General features: G+C 42.2%; 21 protein-coding genes. 20 read left to right on the top strand and 1 reads right to left on the bottom strand.

Translation table 11 applies throughout. The features are described 5' to 3' along the window. Positions 1 to 125 precede the first annotated feature (125 nt). From NAF01_RS22570 to hpf, 20 genes are all read left to right on the top strand, one after another. Entirely contained in the window at positions 126 to 1,595 is a 1,470-nt protein-coding gene (locus NAF01_RS22570) for an ATP-dependent helicase ComFA (RefSeq protein WP_250802520.1), read from the top strand. Beyond that, entirely contained in the window at positions 1,585 to 2,292 is a 708-nt protein-coding gene (locus NAF01_RS22565; RefSeq protein WP_250801183.1) for a ComFC family protein, read from the top strand. The genes NAF01_RS22570 and NAF01_RS22565 overlap by 11 nt, the downstream gene beginning before the upstream one ends. A gap of 195 nt (positions 2,293 to 2,487) precedes the next feature. Then, entirely contained in the window at positions 2,488 to 5,073 is a 2,586-nt protein-coding gene (locus NAF01_RS22560) for an EAL domain-containing protein (protein ID WP_250801182.1), read from the top strand. A gap of 71 nt (positions 5,074 to 5,144) precedes the next feature. Further along, positions 5,145 to 5,576: a TIGR03826 family flagellar region protein gene (locus tag NAF01_RS22555; protein ID WP_095243410.1), complete on the top strand. Its 432-nt coding sequence runs from the start codon at positions 5,145 to 5,147 to the stop codon at positions 5,574 to 5,576. Positions 5,577 to 5,721: 145 nt separating this feature from the next. Then, entirely contained in the window at positions 5,722 to 5,988 is a 267-nt protein-coding gene (flgM, locus tag NAF01_RS22550; RefSeq protein ID WP_095243411.1) for a flagellar biosynthesis anti-sigma factor FlgM, read from the top strand. A gap of 15 nt (positions 5,989 to 6,003) precedes the next feature. Then, a complete protein-coding gene (locus NAF01_RS22545) occupies positions 6,004 to 6,483 on the top strand; it encodes a flagellar protein FlgN (protein WP_250801181.1) in 480 nt (159 codons plus the stop codon). 18 nt (positions 6,484 to 6,501) lie between these two features. After that, positions 6,502 to 8,064 carry a flagellar hook-associated protein FlgK gene (gene flgK, locus NAF01_RS22540; protein ID WP_250801180.1) on the top strand — a complete coding sequence of 521 codons (1,563 nt, stop codon included), beginning with the start codon at positions 6,502 to 6,504 and terminating at the stop codon, positions 8,062 to 8,064. 13 nt (positions 8,065 to 8,077) lie between these two features. After that, complete coding sequence (flgL, locus tag NAF01_RS22535; protein ID WP_250801179.1) at positions 8,078 to 8,938, top strand: flagellar hook-associated protein FlgL; 861 nt, start codon at positions 8,078 to 8,080, stop codon at positions 8,936 to 8,938. Between the two features lie 56 nt (positions 8,939 to 8,994). Continuing rightward, complete coding sequence (locus tag NAF01_RS22530) at positions 8,995 to 9,558, top strand: DUF6470 family protein (RefSeq protein WP_250801178.1); 564 nt, start codon at positions 8,995 to 8,997, stop codon at positions 9,556 to 9,558. A gap of 15 nt (positions 9,559 to 9,573) precedes the next feature. Continuing rightward, entirely contained in the window at positions 9,574 to 10,014 is a 441-nt protein-coding gene (gene fliW / locus NAF01_RS22525; RefSeq protein WP_250801177.1) for a flagellar assembly protein FliW, read from the top strand. After that, positions 10,014 to 10,244, top strand: coding sequence for a carbon storage regulator CsrA (csrA, locus tag NAF01_RS22520; RefSeq protein WP_250801176.1), 231 nt, complete (start codon positions 10,014 to 10,016; stop codon positions 10,242 to 10,244). The genes fliW and csrA overlap by 1 nt, the downstream gene beginning before the upstream one ends. A 145-nt stretch (positions 10,245 to 10,389) precedes the next feature. Then, positions 10,390 to 11,520 carry a flagellin N-terminal helical domain-containing protein gene (locus NAF01_RS22515; protein WP_250801175.1) on the top strand — a complete coding sequence of 377 codons (1,131 nt, stop codon included), beginning with the start codon at positions 10,390 to 10,392 and terminating at the stop codon, positions 11,518 to 11,520. Positions 11,521 to 11,963: 443 nt separating this feature from the next. Beyond that, on the top strand, positions 11,964 to 12,260 hold the full coding sequence (locus NAF01_RS22510) for a hypothetical protein (protein ID WP_250801174.1): 297 nt from the start codon (positions 11,964 to 11,966) through the stop codon (positions 12,258 to 12,260). Positions 12,261 to 12,558: 298 nt separating this feature from the next. Beyond that, complete coding sequence (gene flaG / locus NAF01_RS22505) at positions 12,559 to 12,918, top strand: flagellar protein FlaG (protein WP_250801173.1); 360 nt, start codon at positions 12,559 to 12,561, stop codon at positions 12,916 to 12,918. 14 nt (positions 12,919 to 12,932) lie between these two features. After that, positions 12,933 to 15,056 carry a flagellar filament capping protein FliD gene (gene fliD / locus NAF01_RS22500; RefSeq protein WP_250801172.1) on the top strand — a complete coding sequence of 708 codons (2,124 nt, stop codon included), beginning with the start codon at positions 12,933 to 12,935 and terminating at the stop codon, positions 15,054 to 15,056. Positions 15,057 to 15,074: 18 nt separating this feature from the next. After that, on the top strand, positions 15,075 to 15,476 hold the full coding sequence (gene fliS, locus NAF01_RS22495) for a flagellar export chaperone FliS (RefSeq protein WP_076257527.1): 402 nt from the start codon (positions 15,075 to 15,077) through the stop codon (positions 15,474 to 15,476). Continuing rightward, positions 15,476 to 15,820, top strand: a complete 345-nt coding sequence (locus NAF01_RS22490) for a flagellar protein FliT (RefSeq protein WP_250801171.1) — start codon at positions 15,476 to 15,478, stop codon at positions 15,818 to 15,820. Before fliS ends, NAF01_RS22490 begins: the two co-directional genes overlap by 1 nt. Before the next feature lie 10 nt (positions 15,821 to 15,830). Beyond that, entirely contained in the window at positions 15,831 to 16,217 is a 387-nt protein-coding gene (locus NAF01_RS22485; RefSeq protein WP_250801170.1) for a DUF8042 domain-containing protein, read from the top strand. 28 nt (positions 16,218 to 16,245) lie between these two features. Beyond that, positions 16,246 to 16,389 carry a YjfB family protein gene (locus NAF01_RS22480; protein ID WP_250801169.1) on the top strand — a complete coding sequence of 48 codons (144 nt, stop codon included), beginning with the start codon at positions 16,246 to 16,248 and terminating at the stop codon, positions 16,387 to 16,389. A 285-nt stretch (positions 16,390 to 16,674) separates the two neighbouring features. After that, positions 16,675 to 17,232, top strand: a complete 558-nt coding sequence (gene hpf, locus NAF01_RS22475; RefSeq protein ID WP_048009852.1) for a ribosome hibernation-promoting factor, HPF/YfiA family — start codon at positions 16,675 to 16,677, stop codon at positions 17,230 to 17,232. Positions 17,233 to 17,427: 195 nt separating this feature from the next. Here hpf and NAF01_RS22470 read toward each other — a convergent pair whose 3' ends face one another. Next, positions 17,428 to 19,089, bottom strand: a complete 1,662-nt coding sequence (locus NAF01_RS22470; RefSeq protein ID WP_250801168.1) for a methyl-accepting chemotaxis protein — start codon at positions 19,087 to 19,089, stop codon at positions 17,428 to 17,430. Between the last annotated feature and the right edge of the window lie 2 nt (positions 19,090 to 19,091).

Here is a 19,091-nt window from a genome sequence, read left to right as displayed (position 1 = left end):
AATATGCAAATAGCGAGCCTAAATCTGCAAATAGATCGGAGAATTTGCAAATAGAACCGCAAAACTGCAAATAGAGAAATAAACTTTTTAATCAAGAGGTGAACTAATTGAGATTTACCCCTAAAATGACCCCCTATATAAACGATTTTCCTCCAGAAAGCCTCCCGATATCCTCTATTGACACCATTCCAGAGCCGCCACTCAACGAAAACTACCCATTCAACAAAGAACTCCAGCAAGTCCTCTACGGAAAACAGCTTCTACTAGAAAACCTTCAGCATTCATTCGAAGAAATCCATCAGCACTATGAAAATGGCTATATTACTTATCGAAAAGGGATAATTAAGACCAAAAACAAGACAGTTTGTGCCAGGTGCGGCAATAAAGATAGCTCATTGTTCGCAGGCTTTCCTTGTGCCAGATGCGGTGAGAAGGAGTGTACGTACTGCCGGAAGTGCATCATGATGGACAGAGTCAGTGAGTGCACCCCTCTGATTGGCTGGTGCGGACCTGAGCCAGACCGTGAATTAACCGAGCCCCCCTTAGAATGGGATGGCACTCTTTCACCCGGACAGCAGTTTGCCTCCGATCACGTAAAGCAGGCAGTGAAAGAAAATAGAGAGCTCCTCGTCTGGGCTGTCTGCGGTGCAGGAAAGACGGAAGTTCTGTTTGAAGGAATCAGCACTGCCCTCTCTTCCGGAAAAAGAGTCTGCATTGCCACTCCAAGAACAGATGTTGTACTCGAGCTTGGTCCGCGGCTAAAAGCAGTTTTTCCTGGCATCCAGGTGGCTGTCCTCTACGGCGGAAGTGAAGACCGACATATCCAGGCACCTTTAACCATCGCTACCACGCATCAGCTGCTCCGTTTTTACAAGGCTTTTGATACAGTCATTCTGGACGAAGTGGATGCCTTTCCTTATACGGCAGACGAAAGTCTTCAGTATGCTGTCCGCCAGTCCCGCAAAGAACATTCCTCGATGATTTATCTCACAGCTACCCCAAATCAAAAATGGCAGAATGATTGCCGGAGCGGGAAGAGGAATTTTGTCACCATTCCAGCCAGATATCACCGACATCCCTTGACAGTGCCATCTTTCAAATGGTGCGGCAATTGGGAGAAATCCCTTAAGAAAGATAAACTCCCGCCAATCGTCACCCAATGGATCAAAAGGAGGCTAGATTATCAGAAGCAGTGCCTAATCTTCCTCCCCCAAATCGATAAAATGGATAAAGTCCTCACCATACTCCGTAAAACCTATCCTAATATTCAAGCTGTGCACGCAGAAGACCCTGAGCGAAAAGATAAAATCCAAATGATGCGCAATAACGAAATCCCCATGCTCCTAACAACAACCATCCTTGAAAGAGGCGTAACGTTTCCTAACGTAGATGTAGCTGTTCTGGGAGCAGAAGACCGCATCTTCACAGAAAGCGCTCTAGTCCAGATCGCAGGCAGGGTTGGAAGAAGTGCTCAATTTCCAACTGGAGATATTACCTTTTTCCATTACGGTAAAACCGAAAGCATGGTCAAGGCACGAAAGCAAATTCTTAAAATGAACACTGAAGCCAAAAAGAAAGGATTGATTGACTATTAACTGTTTAATATGCCATGAAGAAATCCTGTCCGTTGTCAGCTGGACAACCCTTTGGTCGCGGCCAAAAGAGAATTGTTTATGCCAGACCTGCACCGACAAACTCCCAGTTATCAAAGGCGATACTTGCGGTAAATGCAGCCGCCCCTTCAGCACGCTAGATCCCCAATTTCGAAAAGGGAATCTATGCAAAGATTGCGTAAGGTGGAACCAGGACACAGTCTGGTCAGGACAGCTTGATAAAAACCATTCTATTTTCGGTTATGATGACTTTTTAAAAGAGACAATTGCCCGCTATAAGTTCCGCGGTGATTATATCCTAGCTAAAGCATTCTCCCCTTTCATAATTGAAAGACTCCAGTCTCTTCATTTCGACTTCCTCGTTCCCATCCCGCTAAGTCCTGAGCGGATTTACGAAAGAGGATTCAATCAATCATCTGCCCTTATTCAGGAAGCAGGCTTTACAACTGTAGAGCTTCTTCAGCGCAGCCATTCGGAAAAACAATCAAAAAAATCGCGAAAAGAGCGCATACATCTAACACAGGTCTTCGAGTTATTTCCAGAGACAGCGGTTAAAGACAAGAATATCCTCCTCATCGACGATATTTATACAACTGGATCTACTTTATACCATGCAGCGAAGGTTTTGAAGGAACGAGGAGCTGCATCGGTATGTTCATTTACATTGGCCAGAGGATAAGTAATGGAAGATATTACAAAGTAATATTTTGGATTGATCAGTTATTAGGAAAATACTCCTATGTTAAAATATTCTAATCAAGGGTAATTTTTACCGATGGGAAAGACACCAGCTGGTGATCTAAAGTATTGTAGCTGCCATGGCGACATAAAAATGTTTTTTTAGTTGCCATTTTGTTTGGAAAGGATGTTTGGAGTGAAAGAATTAAACTCGCAGGAAGATGATATCAATCCAAAAGATATGACTGAATATTACATCCATCAAATGGAATTGACTAAAATAAAAAATAACCTCAACCAGGCCCAAAAGATCGCCAACATTGGAAGCCTGGAGTACGATGTTGAAGCCGATAAAGGATTTTGGACTGATCAGCTGTTTCGGATTTTTGGTCTAAAGCCTCAAAAAGATTTTTTCCCGGACTATCAAATGTATTTGAGCTATCTTCATCAGGATGACCGCCCGGCCTTTGAAAAGCAGTTTAAAAGGCTTCTCAAAGAAAAGGACAGTGTGGACCTGGTATGCAGGATGATCAGGCAGGATGGTGAAGAACGGTATATTCACCATCGGGCAGATTATTTTGCAGATGGAGATAGATCGCCCAAAATCATTGCCACCATTCAGGATATAACCGAAAAGCGGCGCATGGAAGAAAAACTCTATGAAAACGAGCGGAAAATTGGACAGATATATGAAAATCTTGATGTGGGCATTTATTCTGCAGATTTACTGGAAAGAAAGGTTCTTCATTTTTCGAGAGGGGTAGAAGGGATTTTCGGCTACACGGCCGAGGAGTTTATTGCCGACTTCGATTTGTGGAACAATGTAATCCATCCGGAGGATATGCAGGTAGTAGAGGCAGAGCGGGTTAAACTTCTGAATGGGAATAGCATCCGCTATCAATATCGGATTGTTCATAAGTCCGGTGAGTTCAGATGGATTAATGATCACAGTATCCCGTATCTGAATGAAAAAGGAGAGCTTATACGCGTTGATGGATTTGTAACGGATATAACGGAACAAAAATGGCTTGAAAAAAGAATGAGGCGTATGGCTTTTTATGATCATTTGACAGATCTGCCGAACCGGCGGTACTTTGATCAGAAGCTCCAAACCCTTATTGAAGACGCTGAACACCAGGGATTTGCCATCTTGTTTTTTGACTTGCAGCGCTTAAAACAGATTAATGATACATTTGGACACTCATCAGGAGATGAACTTCTTAGGCTTGTTTCACAAAGAATGAAGGAGAAGCTAAATTCAGTCTGTTTTTCAGCAAGAATTTCCGGTGATCAATTCGCAGTTATTAAGGAACCTATCCAGGAGAAGGAGGATCCTGCGCAATTAGCGGAGTCCATTAATCAAATTTTCTCTGAACCATTCCATATCAACAGCTTTGAGCTCAGTATTACCCCGTCTATAGGCATTAGTTTATATCCGGATAATGGGAGTACGGCTGATGAATTGGTCAGAAATACGGAATCTTCCCTATACCATGCCAAGCAGAAAGGGAATAATAGATTCCAGGCTTACCATCCCTCCATGGATATTGAATCTTATAAGCTTTTTACTTTGGAACAGGATATGCGGAAAGCACTTCAGAATGACGAGTTTTTTCTTGAATACCAGCCAAGAGTTGATACGAAAACACGGAAAATACTAAGTGCGGAAGCTTTATTAAGATGGAATCATCCGGAATGGGGCAGAGTTTCACCGCTGGAGTTTATCCCCGTTGCAGAAGAAACCGGTTTAATCGTAGATATAGGCGAATACGTGATAAGGAAGGTATGCAGGCAGATTCATTCCTGGAAGGAAAGCGGGCTGCCGATTGTTCCGATATCAGTGAACATCTCTCCGCTGAGCTTTTTGAAAAGCTGTTTTGTTTCCACGATAAAGGCAGCATTGGATGAGAATTGTCTGGACGCATCATTGCTTGAGATTGAATTGACCGAGTCTTCCCTGATCAATTACTCAGAGAACGTGATAGCAGTGCTTAAGGAATTGGGTGAGATGGGAGTGAAAATTGCGCTGGACGACTTTGGAACCGGCTATTCTTCCATCACTCAATTAAAGAAATATAAATTCGATGTTTTAAAGATTGATAAAACGTTTATCCAGGCAATGGATAAAAACGCAGAAGATGCCATCATTACGGCCAATCTGATTCAGCTCGCCCATGGGCTGAATATGAAGGTGGTAGCAGAAGGCGTTGAGACATTTGAACAGTTCTATTCCTTAAGAAAAAATGAGTGTGACCAAATACAGGGCTATCTTTTCAGTAAGCCAATTCCGCCTTCCGCCTTTGAGCAGAATCTGTTAATTGGCACCCTGAAGCCGCGGAATATTAAGGAAGACAATGTGTTTAAAGGTTTGCGCAAGTATGTCCGGGTCGAGTTTCCCTATCCCCTGGAGGCGGACATGACCATCTTAGAGCTTAACAGCAAGCCTGTCAAAATGGGCAGCACGAAGATCCTGATTGAAGATATGAGTGCAGGCGGAGTAAAATTTGTATCAAAGATGAAACTCCCTGTGAGGAAAGATATCATTCTATTAATTGAGACCAAGCTTTCAGGAGAGGATCTTTCCTATACCGGAACGATTGTCCGAAAAGCTGAAATATCAGATGCTCTGACTAATTATGGATTTCAATTTATTATCGAAGAGGCACCAAGAGCGGAATTGACGGGGATGCTTGATATTTTGCAAAGTCAGCTCGAGCAAGACCTCCCCGTTCCCGAATCTCGATTCATAGAAATAGCCAGCAGCCAGCAGTACTTCGAATAACATTTTCCTATAATTATCCTATTCTTCGAGCTATAATAATTTCATCACAAACTGAGAGAGGAAGAAATCATATGGCTGAGTTATCTAACTGCCCGAAATGTGATGCGATTTATGTAAAAAATCAATTCCGCGATGTCTGCCAGGATTGCTGGAAGGAAGAAGAAAAGGCCTATGAGACGGTGTACCAGTTTATACGGAAGCGGGAGAATCGGACGGCAAAAATGCTAGAGGTTGTAGATGCGACCGGAGTTAAAGAAGAGCTCATTATTAAATTCATTAAAACCGGCCGATTGAAGTTGGCGCATTTTCCAAACCTGGGGTATCCTTGCGAGAAATGCGGTACAAGCATCCGGGAAGGCAAGCTTTGCGGCAGCTGTGCAGTAGAGCTGCGGAAGGATCTTCAGCAGTTTACAGCTGAAGAAGAACGAAGAAAAGAAGCAGCCCAGCGGGAAAAACACGGCACTTATTTTGCCGTAAATGAAAAAATTAATAGGCGTTTTTAAGCTATGTGTCCCATTCACATAGCTTTTTCTATAGGCTAATCGATGTATTTTTTTCCAAACTTAAAATAACATTTAAACAAACCGCCCCGTTAGCCGATAATAAACTTAGGGTAAAATTGACCGGAAAAGAAAGTGAGGGGTACACATGAAAATCAATAATTTTGGTCCTTCAGGCGTGAACCCATACAAACGCCAACTGAATAAGCTTGAAAATGCAGGAAAACCAGCCAGAGCGGCATCAGATAAAATTGAAATCAGCTCCACTGCAAAGGAAATGCAGCAGGTATCACAGCTGAGCGAAAACCGTAAAGCAAAAGTAGAAGAGCTTAAAATCCAGGTAGAGAACGGCACCTATAAAATCAATCCAAAAGAAGTCGCGAAAAGCATCGCTAATTTTTATACGAAAAAATAAAGAGGAGGGGATGGCGTGTCAGCCGAAACACTTACTGCATCAATGGAGAAACTGCTTAAGCTTCATAAAAGCCTATATGAACTCGCAGTTAAAAAGACAGATATTATTAAAAACGGTGACATGGACGCCCTGAATCAGATGCTGAAGGATGAGCAGGCTCATATTGCGGCTATTAGCAGATTGGATAAAGAGCGGGAGAAAGCAGCAAATTCCATCGCACCTATGCTGGAAAGCCCAACAGTATCAGATTGTTTAAATATCCTCACACAGTCTGATCGCCTTAGGCTGGAGGCCATCACGGAGGAGCTAGCTGAGCTGGTGTACGAACTGAAAGAGCAGAACTTCCTAAACCAGCAGCTTGTTCATCAGTCGCTTCAGTTTGTGAATGTATCTATGAGTCTATTAAGGCCGCAGCCTGAAAATATCAATTACGGCCCGCCTGCCAGAAAGAAATCTGAAAAGATGAATCCAGGAATTTTCAACTCGAAAGTGTAGCAGAACGGAGGAACTAACATGCGTTCAACTTTCATGGGACTTGAAACAGCCCGCCGCGGCATGTTCACCCAGCAAAGTGCTTTATATACAACAGGTCATAATATTTCAAATGCGAATACGCCGGGATACACCAGGCAGCGCATTAATTTCGCACAAACCGAGCCTTATCCGGGCGTGGGCATGAACCGCCCGCAGATACCCGGTCAAATGGGAACAGGTGTTGAGGCGGGAACAGTTCAGAGAATAAGAGAATCATTCCTGGATCTGCAATATAGAACCGAAAACACCAAAATGGGCTATTACGGTGCCATGAGCGAGTCTTTAACCAAGATGGAAGAAATCATAAATGAACCGTCTGAGAATGGATTGCACAGTACGCTGGAAAAGTTCTGGAATGCGCTGCAGGATTTATCAAGCCATACTGAAAACACCGGAGCCAGAGATGTAGTGGCAGCCACCGGGCAGATGGTTGCGGATACGCTGAATTATTATCATAACTCCCTGTCGCGTGTTCAAGAGGATATTGGCAATCAGGTTGGCGTGAAAGTTGATGAAATTAACGCGATCGTCGCGCAAATTGATCATCTGAATAAGCAGATTGCCTCTGTTGAGCCGCACGGATACATGCCAAATGATCTGTATGACGAACGGGATCTATTGGTCGATAGCCTTTCACAATTGGTTAACGTGAAAGTGAGCGGTGTGGTTCCGAATACATATGGAGATGCCAAACCGATGGCAGCGGGCCTTTATAATATCGAGATTGTCCAAAAGGATGGAAAATCCTATAATCCGCCTATTAACCTCATATCTGTAACAAAAGAGAGCGGCATTGTTGGCACAAACAAGGTGGAGTTGGAAAAAAATGAAGAGAGCGGACTTGTAACAGGATTAAAAATTGGATCCTCTTCATTTACACAATTTGAGACTTTATCAGGCGAACTATCCGGTTTAATTAACAGCTATGGTTATGAAGCAGGTGGTTCTGCTAAGGGTGCTTACCCTGAAATGCTGGAGAAGCTGAATAGAATGGCGTCTGCTTTTGCCAAGGAATTCAATGAGATTCATAAGAATGGATATGCCCTTGGAGCAGATACAACGTCTGGATTGGACTTTTTCGAGTTTGATGAGAAAAATCCGGCGCAAAGCATGAAAGTAAATCAAGCATTGCTTGATGACTCATCTAAAATTGCCGCGGCAGCCGAAAAAGGCGGAGCATCAGGTGATAACAAAAATGCTCAGCTGCTGGCTGATTTAAGGAAAAAAAGCTTTAGTGATTATTCTTCATTGACGGATAATGAAAAATCAAAGCTGAACGGGAGCCTCGATTCCTATTATTCAGGAATTATTGGACGGTTAGGGGTAGACTCTCAGAGTGCTAAAAAGGATCTCAAAAACTCCGCCGTGCTGGCAGATTCAGTAGACCGGAACAGACAATCCGTCAGTGCAGTCTCATTAGATGAAGAAATGACCAATATGATTAAATTCCAACATGCGTATAACGCCTCGGCCCGCAATATCACTGTGGTCGATGAAATGCTAGATAAAATCATAAACGGCATGGGCGTTGTAGGCAGATAAAGGGTGAAATAAAGTGCGTGTAACACAATCAATGCTATCAAATAACATGCTTCGAAACTTAAGCAATAGCTATAGCAGGATGGACAAGCTACAGGATCAAATTTCTACGCAAAAGAAATTTACCAAGCCATCGGATGATCCAGTTGCTGCGATGATGGGGATGAATTATCGTACGGACTTAAACCGGATTCAGCAATTCACCCGCAACATCGGGGAAGTGAGAAACTGGGTTGACAGTACGGATGATGCTCTGGATAAAGGGGTGCTGGCCCTGCAGCGAATAAGGGAACTGACTCTTCGAGCAAGCAACGGCACGCTGGAAGGAGATCAGCGCAAAGCTGTAGCCGAAGAGGTAAAGCAGCTTAAAGAGCATCTGCAGAATATCGGTGATACACAAGTTGGCGGTAAGTATATTTTTAATGGTAATCAGACTAATGTTCGGCCATCTGAATCAGGCTTTCAAAGTGGGACCATTGAACTTGAGGTTTTTTCAGGCATAAAGATACCTGTCAACACTGAAGGAAAAGCTTTGTTTGGGGATATGCTCAGTGATGATGGAGATATTCAAAAACTAATCACAGCTCTCGAAACGAATGACCCAGCCGTTTGGGACATGCTTGAAAGTGTGGATAAAAACATAGATAATTTCTTATCTGCCCGTGCCCTGATTGGTGCCAAACAGAATCGGGTTGAGCTGATGGAGGACCGTTTATCCCAGCAGGAGGTCTTCTCAACAAGAATCCTATCTGATAATGAAGACATCGATATGGAAAAAGCCATCATCGAGCTGACAACTCAGGAAAGTATCCATCGTGCAGCACTAAGCGTTGGGGCGAGAATCATCCAGCCGAGCTTAACCGACTTTTTAAGATAATTAATGAAAAGCTATCCTTAGGAGATAGCTTTTTTTCATAAAATGAGGTGTCTAATATGAACGTTCCGCAAATCAGGCTGGAATCTAACTTTATCAAGATGGGATTAACAATAGAAAAACCGGTGCAGGAAATCGAACAGCCCCCAGCCGTCCAATCCATCCAGCAGCCTAAAGCCATCCTGGAAATCGAAAAAATCCAGGGGAAGCTTACAATCGACCAGACAAAAGCACGCGAGGACGTCGACCTTAAAAGTGTCGGCAGAAGGATAGAGGAATTTGACCAAAACGGGTACCAGGATTGGCTGAAAGGGCTGGAGAGAAGAGCTGCACAGGGAACAGAGCTCATGAAAATTGAAAACGGCGGCAACCCTATCGCCTATCAGGCCAAAGAAAACAGTGAGGGTCCTCCCCTGCAGTTCAATATTGGCTGGGTGCCATCTCATAATAGCGTAAGGATTCAATACGAACCTGCAAAAGTAAACATTGAGGCTCAGCCGCAAAAGCCGAAAATTGATGTTGAAATCAGAAAGCCGGTACATAACTATACGCCAGGTAAAGTCAGTACAGAGATTATTGAGAAAAATAGCCTAAGCGTTGATTTTATCAATCTAACAATATAGCAATGAGGTGAAAAGATGAATATTCAAACAAAGTTTCATGGTGAGCAAGAAATTAATAAGGATGACATTATTTATTTTCCATCCGGGATACCGGGGTTCTTAGACGAGAAGGAATTTTATATTCTCCCTCTTGAAGGGACAGAGTTATTTGTGATGCAGTCAGTAAAAACAATTGAGGTGGTTTTTATTGTTACAGATCCGTTCGTTCTATTTCCTCAGTACGAGTTTGATCTGCCAGAAGAGGCATTAGAAAAGTTAGAAATCCAATCAGATAAAGATGTGGCTACCTTTACGATTTTGACAGTAAAGGATCCATTTGAGGAAACAACCGCTAACCTGCAGGCCCCTTTGGTCATTAACCAAACAAAAAAAATAGGCAAACAAATTATACTTAATCAAACACCTTACCAAACCAAGCATAAAATCATGACACCTCAAGAACAGGGGGAGAGATAATGCTTGTACTCACAAGGAGACTGCAAGAATCGATCATGATTGGTGACGATATTGAAATCTCAATCCTCTCTATCGAAGGCGACCAGATAAAGCTGGGCATCAGTGCACCGAAAAATGTGGATATTCATAGGAAAGAAATATACCTATCCATTCAGCAGGAAAACAGCAGCGCAACTCAAACAGATGCTGGTGCAATTGAAAGTTTAAGCAACTTTTTTAAAAAGCAATAAAAAATTTTTCCAAACCATTAAACTCCTGTCAAAATAAGTCGATATAACCATTGTAAAGCTGAACAGCAAAAAGGCGGCCGACTTTTCTGCTGATTGGTAAACAAACCACATGGATGTGGGATATATACTCAAGGAGGAAATGAAAATGAGAATTAATCATAATATTGCGGCGTTGAATACTTATCGTCAGTTGAATAGTGCTGGTAGTGCACAATCAAAATCAATGGAAAAACTATCTTCAGGTCTTCGTATTAATCGTGCTGGAGATGATGCAGCTGGTCTAGCAATCTCTGAAAAAATGCGTGGACAAATTCGCGGATTAGACCAAGCTTCTAAAAATGCTCAAGATGGTATTTCATTAATTCAAACAGCTGAGGGTGCATTAAACGAAACTCATTCTATTTTACAACGTATGAATGAGCTTGCTACACAAGCTTCTAATGAAACATTATCAACTAATGACCGTAACTCTATCGGTGATGAGATTACACAATTAAATTCTGAACTTAATAGAATCTCTCAAGCGACTAAGTTTAACGGAGAAACATTATTAGATGGTACTTTTGGAGTACAGTTAGGTACATCAGGTTTAGCTGTAGGTAGTAATGGAGTTACTAATATTGATATATCAGGAGCAGCAGCAAGTAACACATATACCATTACTTCTTCAGGTGCTGGTAGCTATACTTTAACTGACACAACAGGTGGTACTGGAACACAAACGGTAACACTTGCAGATAATACAGCAGGTGTATTAAATTTTGAAAAATTTGGAATTAAAGTGTCAGTAAATGGAACGCAAACAGCTGCAGGTATTGCTGGAACAACTGCGGGTGGTGGAGCTACTGGTACTATTATTACAGGGGCTGCTGCTGCAAAGAACATACAAATAGGTTCTGAAAATGCTGGCGCTCAGAGACTAGGAATATCAATTGCTAAAATGGACAGCAGTGCATCATCTTTGAATACTACATCGATTTCTGTTGCTAGTGCTTCAGGCGCAAGAACTGCTATGGATACAGTTCAAACTGCTATTGATACTGTATCTCGAGAACGCTCTAAGTTAGGTGCATTCCAAAACCGTTTAGAACATACAATCAATAACTTAGGTACAACTTCTGAAAACTTAACTGCTGCGGAATCTCGTATTCGTGATGTGGATATGGCGAAAGAAATGATGAACCAAACAAAGAATTCTATTCTTTCTCAAGCAGCACAAGCAATGTTAGCTCAATCCAATCAAATACCTCAAGGAGTTTTACAACTCTTGAGATAATGATTAGAGGGCGTCTAGCTTGGTAACGGGCTAGAGGATAACTGGGTGAATTGCTGGAACTTCCTAAAGCTTCATCAACCACAACGTGACTAGAAATGGTAAGTGTGAAGGTTTGAAAATGATGAAGATGAAACAATGGATAATCAGCAGCCAAGCTCCTGTGAGGAAACTCTGGAGAAGGTTCAACGACTAGAGAACACGGTCTAAGGCAAAAGTTATGATTATGAATCTCGTAGGGCAGCAAAAGCTGTTCGAAGTGCCCAGCCCCTTGAACTATAAGGGTGAAGATATAGTCTATTCTGTAACTGAAAGGTGCAGTCGCAAAGCAAGCGAACCAACAGCCACAAGGAGTTTTACAACTTCTTCGTTAATTTTAGATAATATGAAAGAGACTCTAGTATGGTAGGGTCTCTTTTACTAATTTAGAAGTGTAGGTGGTAGTATTGTTTAGAAGAAATGTGGAACTTTATAGTTACACGTTTAATGGGCATAAATTTATTTTGAAAACGAAATATATTTCTCAAGATCCAATGGATTTTATTGATATTAATTATAAATGGGTATTAAGTCTGCCGAATAAGGACTGTATCCCGATTAAAACAGTAGACAAAGAAATTACTCAAAGTCAATTAGATTCCTTTGAGTTTAATGTTCACAATCAGTTACCTATGTTTGATAGCAAGGTATTTGTCCAAGATGTGCTTAGAAAGATAACAATATTAGAAAAAGGCTTATGTTAATGACGTGCAATTAAAATCGATGCCAATTTTCATGAGAAAAGCTTGTGAACATTGTTAGCTAGTCTGGAGGATGGTTTACAATTTTTGAAACAGTTCTATGGAGAAGTTGATATAAAAAACCAGGTGCCTGACCCCTCATAAAGTAATAAATTAAAACAGAACTACTCTTTAATAGCCTAATAAAAATCCCGCCCGCAATATTTTGATATACTCTCAGTCTAATTTCCTTCTCAACATTACCGCTCCCCTACCGATATAAAAACTAAGAAATACATTTTAATATAGGTAGGGGATTTCCATGATCGATCGGTTATCATCTCAACACACGCCTCTTACACCTAGACTTTCTAATAATAATGAAGTAAATAATGAGTTTACAAAAAAGAAATCTAATATACTCGAACAGCCAACACGTAAACAAGTTGAACCACTGAAGGAAGAACAGCTAACAGAGGTAGTCAATAGCATGAACGAATTCTTACAAGCTTCTCACACCTCATTAAAGTTCGTGCTCCATGATGAACTAAATGAATATTACGTAACATTAGTCGATGATGTTACCCAGGAAGTAGTAAAAGAAATCCCATCAAAAAAAATGCTGGACATGTACGCAGCAATGACGGATTTTGTTGGATTAATGGTAGATAAGAAGATTTAAAGGAGGAATTCGAATTGGTTAGAATCGGAGGTCTGGCGAGCGGGATGGATATTGACCAGCTTGTATCAGATCTAATGAAGGCAGAACGGATGCCTCTTGATAAATTAAAGCAGAAGAAACAAGTATTGGAGTGGCAGCGGGATGATTACCGTACAATGAATTCTCTCCTATTGGATTTTAGAAGTGAATTGACGCAGATGAAGCTGACTACACGTTATCGCTCGCGTCTGACAACTTCTTCAAATGAAGCAATGGTAACTGCAACAGCAAGCGGTGCAGCCAGCCAGTCTTCTTACTCGATTTCAAAAGTAACACAGCTGGCAAGTGCTGAGACTCGAGTGAACGGCGGCAGTATATCTGCGGATGGGAAGTCCTTAGACCCAAGTAAAAGCCTATATGCACAGGAAAGCAGTTTTATGTATAAAGGTAATCATACAGATTCAGGTGGAAACATTGTCGGTAGTGCTTGGAAAAATGGTGCCGTTTTAAGTAAAAATATTGATGTGACTGATCCAGCTTCCATTAGTTTCGGGGATATGTCCAAGGTGGATCTAAGTGCACTTAGCTCCTGGAGTGTAAAAGTTAATGGAGTAGGTTTTAATGCGCTGAGTGAGGCAGAATTGACTGCGGCGAACCGTCCCCTAAAAGAGAATGAAGTGCTAATAAAAGATGATGGAACCCTGCAATTCGGCAAGGAACCTGCAAAGGGAAGTGTCATTAAGATTGATTATGTGGCTACTGAACGGACTGGTTCACACGCTATTTCAAGCAGCACTTCCTCCATTCAATTGGCTCAAGGTGCCCTGAATGAAGTGAAAAGCATTAAGATAAAAGAAACAACGTCCGGAACGACCACTGAGAAAGCTTTTTCAATGGGCAATATCGTGAATGGAGAAAGAGAATTACTCGATGATGCCAATAAAGTGATAGGTACCCTTAACTACGAAACAGGGAAAATCACGTTTAATTCTGATATGCAAAAACCAGCAGATGGATCTGACACAACGATGACTCTAGAGATTGCGTATGACCACAAATACACTGCTTTTTCAGTCGATACGTCAACCTCTAAAGGAGAGCGTCATGATTCCTTCCTTATTTCAGGCAGTGAGTCTCTGAATAATGTCATCAGTAAAGTTAATGCTTCGAGTGCTGGTGTCAATATGTTCTTTGACAGTGCTACTGGCCAAATGACGATGACCCGCACAGAGACGGGTGATTTTAATAAAGGCGGGGCTGAAATCACGACAAGCGGAAGCTTCCTGAATGATGTTCTGCGCTTTAAAGGGGCTGCGGTCAAAGAAGAAGGAAGAAACGCTGAATTCGTGATTAACGGATTGGCTACTAATCGGAGCTCAAACACGTTTGAAGTTAACGGTGTAACCTTTACCCTTAAGCAGACATTTGAAGATCAGCCGGTCAGCATCAATGTCAGCAATGATACCACAAAGGTTTTTGATAATATTAAGGCATTTGTGGATAAATACAATGAAATGATCGATAAGATCCAGAAAAAAACCGGTGAAGAGCGCTATAGAAGCTACACCCCATTAACGGATGAACAGCGTGAGCAGCTTTCAGACAAACAGCAGGAGCAATGGGAAGAGCGGGCGAAAAGCGGTCTCCTGCGCAAGGACTCTACGCTTCAGTCTGTTTTATCGGGTATGCGGATGAACTTTTACCAGCCTGTAGCGAATGATCTTGTTTCTCCGCTTTATAATCAGCTGGCCAGTATTGGCATTAAAACGACCAGCAATTATTTAGAAGGCGGAAAGCTTGAAATTAATGAAGCCGCCCTGAAAAAAGCAATCGAAGATGACCCTGTGTCTGTTGAGAATCTCTTTAGGGGAGACGGGCAGACTGATGGACAAAGAGGAATAGCTCACAGGCTCTATGATACCGTGAACGCTGCAATGGACAAATTGAAGACAAAAGCCGGAAACAGCTTTTCAACCAATCAGCAGTTTACCATCGGCAGAGAACTGAATGATGTAGGCAAGCGGATTGATAGTTTTGAAAATAAATTAAAGCAGGTTGAAGACCGCTACTGGCGCCAATTCACCGCCATGGAAAAAGCGATTCAGCGTTCCAATGAGCAATCCATGTTCCTTATGAACCAATTTAGCGGCGGCATGTAAGAAAAAGGAGTGTTACAAATGGCAGTAAGCAATCCATACCAATCCTATCAGCAAAACTCAGTCAATACCGCATCTCCGGGAGAGCTAACACTGATGCTGTATAACGGGTGTCTTAAGTTTATCCATCAGGCGAAGAAAGCCATTGAAGAAAAGAATATTGAAATGAAAAACACCAATATCCAAAAGGCTCAATCTATTATTCAGGAGCTGATGGTCACATTAAATATGGACATCGAAGTTTCTAAAAATATGATGTCTTTATACGACTTCATGAATCGCAGATTAATGGAAGCTAATATTAAAAATGATGCTTCCATACTGGATGAGGTAGAAGGCCTGGTAACTGAGTTCCGGGATACGTGGAAGGAAGTCATTCAGGTGAACCGCCAGAAGCAGTTCTCGCAGGGTGGGACAGTGTAGTGAGTTCGTTACAAACCTTTTATGATGCCACACAAAAGCTGATTGAATTACTTGAAGATGCAGAACTTGACCGTGATGCGAAAATCAGTCAGGTTGAATATTTGCTTGGAAATCGCCAGCAGGCAATGGCTGGCATGGCTCCTCCATATTCAGACGCTGAAAAGGACCTGGGAGCCAGGCTCATCAGCCTAAATGCAAAAGTCACCGAGCTCATGACAAGGGAAAAGCTGTTTATCCAAAAAGACATCAAAGATTTAAGCGTTAAAAAGGAATCAACCGGAAAATATGCTAATCCCTATCAATCCATGGCAACGGACGGCATGTTTTATGATAAAAGAAAATAGGTGACTAACATTGTTGACTCTGACCGAAGAGCAATACCTTTTCATGAAGGAATACAGCGATCTTTTATATACCATAGATGAAGCATTTGATTATATCGTAAAGAGCTTTAGCGATTTCAGTAAAACAGAGGGAGAGCGGCTTCTCGGTGATATTTTTCAGGCATTTCCTCAAGTTGCTTCAGCCCATGAACAGCTTAGCCAGCTCGTTCAAGACAATCAGCCCATGCTTAAAGCTATTGCTGATATCAGTACAGTCGCGGATCAGGCTGAACTGCTTATTCAGAACTTCGATGATCTTCCTGTTAGACAGGAGATCATCTCGAAAAAGCTCTATCCTGCATTTACGCAGTGGCATAATGACATTCAGCAGGAGTTAAATCCATATATCCAATCATGAATATGGTAACAATTTCGGAGGTGTTCACTTGGATATCCCCTTAATGTCTATGGCCTTATCCCAAGGCCAGGTCCAGCAGCAGGCATCCATCTCAGTTATGAAAAAAGCCATGGACCAGGCAGAAGGAAATGCGGAATTCATTAATAAGATGATGAGCGGGTCTCAGGTATAGGCCCTCCAGCACGCAGCCCAGCCTCATCTGGGGCGGCCATATTGATATAAAAGGATGAGCAGTGAAATCAGCTGCTCATTTTTTATATAAGTCACCAATTCGACAAATATTCTCAATCTTTTTACCAGTTTCAGCAGGAGTTTTTAGGGGTAAAATAGAAATATAAATACATAGTCTTAATATACTTTTAAGACTAGGCATTTCCTTTTCAGAATTACTGGTGATTTTCACAGTAAACGCTAATGAAAAGGCTGTCATTGTATAATGAGAAGGAGGAGTTCACGTATGAATTACAACATTCGTGGTGAAAACATTGAGGTAACTCCAGCAATTAGAGAGTACGTAGAGAAGAAAATTGCGAAGTTAGAAAGGTATTTTACTGAAACTCCTGATGCAAATGTACATGTAAACTTAAAAACGTATAACAATAACCGTTCTAAAGTGGAAGTAACGATTCCGATGCCGAACCTGGTTCTTCGTGCAGAGGAAGATCATGATGATATGTATGCAGCGATTGATCTGATTACCGATAAATTGGAGCGTCAAATCCGCAAACATAAAACAAAAGTGAACCGCAAATTCCGCGAAAAAGGCAATCTGACTGCTGTGTTTGCAGCGTTGGAAAATGAGGCAGAGCCACCTGAACTGGATGAGGAGGATAACGATCTTGAAGTTGTCCGCCAGAAGAGCTTTGACCTAAAGCCGATGGACAGTGAAGAGGCGATCCTGCAAATGAACATGCTGGGCCACAGCTTCTACGTGTTCACAAATGCAGAGTCTAACTTAACGAATGTAGTGTACAAGCGTAAAGACGGCCGCTATGGTCTGATTGAAGCGCAATAATAAAACGTGAAAACCCCGCTGCTGAGGCGGGGTTTTCGTTTGGTGCGGGTTCGCTGTTGGGCTATTTGCAGGAATTGGCCAGCTATTTGCAAATTCGCCGTTCTATTTGCAGATATCAAGCTCTATTTGCGAAAATCGCTTTTCTATTTGCAACGTCCACATCTTCGCCTAAAACGACACTGCCAAAACACGCACCTAAACGGTAAACTTCTCCAATTCTCTCTCCATCACACCAGTCATTTCCTTCAGCTGCTCCACTTTCACCATAACCTGCTCAAACGCGCGAAGCTGCTCTTCCGTAGAAGCAGAGATTTCCTCAGTCCCGGCAGCGGTTTCTTCGGTTACTGCTGAAATGTTTTCCACAGCGCTTATAACCTGCTGACTCATCTCACTGGAGCTCTTCATATCATCAACTAGCTTTTCCAGATGGCTATGAATGCCGGATACATGCTCAGAAATAGTTTCAAAGACGAGTCCTGTCTCGCTCATCGACTGGGATTGTTCTTTTGAAAGAGCATGTCCCTGTTCGGTTGCTGTGTAAATATTGCTGATTCCATTTTGGATGTTGCTGACCATTGAGGCGATCAGATCGGTTGCTTTGGAAGAGGAATCGGCAAGCTTTCGGACTTCTTCTGCCACAACCGCAAATCCTTTACCGGCTTCACCGGCACGGGCTGCTTCAATCGCTGCGTTCAATGCCAGCAGATTGGTTTGATCCGCAATATCTTTAACCGTGTTAGCAGCCCCTTCAATTTCCTTGGTGAACTGGGCAAATTCACTGACTGAATTTCTAATATGGTTAGACGAACTGGAAATCTCGTCAGCAAGTTTCATTTGTTTTTCTAAGGATACTCTGCCATGGTATACAGATTCCAATGCCTGCGTGCTTTGCACAGCACTTTCTGCACTTGACTGATGAACTACAGAAAACTGTTCACCCATCACGCTCATTAACTCGGCGGTTGCCTGAACATCTTCCGAAATGGCCTGGCTTCCTCTCGCCAATTCATCCGTTGAAACGGCCACCTGACTGCTGCTTTCATTTAAGCTGTGCATATAGGAAGCCACATCCCCGGCAAATCCTTTTACATTCTGGCTGACCTCTTCAATGGATTGCACGGTTCCTTTTAGGTTCACAACCATTTTCGAAAAAGCTTCCGTTAGTTTATCCACTTCATATCGGCTGTTCTCTTTAAAGATGAGCTGTGATAAGTCTGCTGTTAAATCGCCCTCTGAAATTTTCTCTGCTTTTTCCACAATCGCATTGATTGGCTTTGTAATTCCTTGGGCTGCCATCCATGAGAATACAGCTGATAAAAGAATAAGCAGCACGCTTCCTATAAGGGATGAATTCGTGATAAAGGCGATTTTCTGGCTGGTTTCCTGAAGAATGCCTTCATACCATTCATTTGTCCGTTTCTTTAAAAGGTGCATATCATTTAAAATGCCGGAAATCCGGATGCTCTGACGCTTGATTTCCGCTTTGTTTCCCTTGTTGAAAGCTTCAGTTGAAACTTTCGATAGCTCTGCATATTTTTCTTCAATGCTGCCGATGATTTTTTTATGCTCTGGAACTGTGGCAACCGAAGAGAGGGAAGCCAGGTTTTCCTGAACTTCTGTCATCATGGTGAGTGCCTGGTCCTTGTTGGCGTCACTTGAATTGTAGGTGTAATTGGCAAGAGACTGGCTTGTCACCACCAGGCTTTGCTCCAGGTCCTTCACTTTTAGAAGAAGTTCCACATCATCTTTAGCGGAGCTTTGGATGTTCAATGTTTGGTAAATGATAAAGCCGATCATGCTGACCGAGAGTGCGAGCGGGATCAGCGTGACAATAATGAGGCGTTTTCGTAATGTCATGT

Origin of the sequence: Cytobacillus firmus (assembly GCF_023657595.1) — a bacterium.
Classification (GTDB): domain Bacteria; phylum Bacillota; class Bacilli; order Bacillales; family Cytobacillaceae; genus Cytobacillus; species Cytobacillus firmus_B.
This window is presented reverse-complemented; position numbering and strand designations above follow the sequence as displayed.

Bases quoted from the DNA above. Each gene is read 5' to 3' on its own strand.
- NAF01_RS22530 (WP_250801178.1), top strand. From the start codon at position 8,995: ATGAACGTTCCGCAAATCAGGCTGGAATCTAACTTTATCAAGATGGGA.
- NAF01_RS22570 (WP_250802520.1), top strand. From the start codon at position 126: ATGACCCCCTATATAAACGATTTTCCTCCAGAAAGCCTCCCGATATCC.
- NAF01_RS22555 (WP_095243410.1), top strand. From the start codon at position 5,145: ATGGCTGAGTTATCTAACTGCCCGAAATGTGATGCGATTTATGTAAAA.
- fliS (WP_076257527.1), top strand. From the start codon at position 15,075: ATGGCAGTAAGCAATCCATACCAATCCTATCAGCAAAACTCAGTCAAT.
- flgM (WP_095243411.1), top strand. From the start codon at position 5,722: ATGAAAATCAATAATTTTGGTCCTTCAGGCGTGAACCCATACAAACGC.
- NAF01_RS22470 (WP_250801168.1), bottom strand. From the start codon at position 19,089: ATGACATTACGAAAACGCCTCATTATTGTCACGCTGATCCCGCTCGCA.
- flgK (WP_250801180.1), top strand. From the start codon at position 6,502: ATGCGTTCAACTTTCATGGGACTTGAAACAGCCCGCCGCGGCATGTTC.
- NAF01_RS22515 (WP_250801175.1), top strand. From the start codon at position 10,390: ATGAGAATTAATCATAATATTGCGGCGTTGAATACTTATCGTCAGTTG.
- fliW (WP_250801177.1), top strand. From the start codon at position 9,574: ATGAATATTCAAACAAAGTTTCATGGTGAGCAAGAAATTAATAAGGAT.
- csrA (WP_250801176.1), top strand. From the start codon at position 10,014: ATGCTTGTACTCACAAGGAGACTGCAAGAATCGATCATGATTGGTGAC.
- hpf (WP_048009852.1), top strand. From the start codon at position 16,675: ATGAATTACAACATTCGTGGTGAAAACATTGAGGTAACTCCAGCAATT.
- flaG (WP_250801173.1), top strand. From the start codon at position 12,559: ATGATCGATCGGTTATCATCTCAACACACGCCTCTTACACCTAGACTT.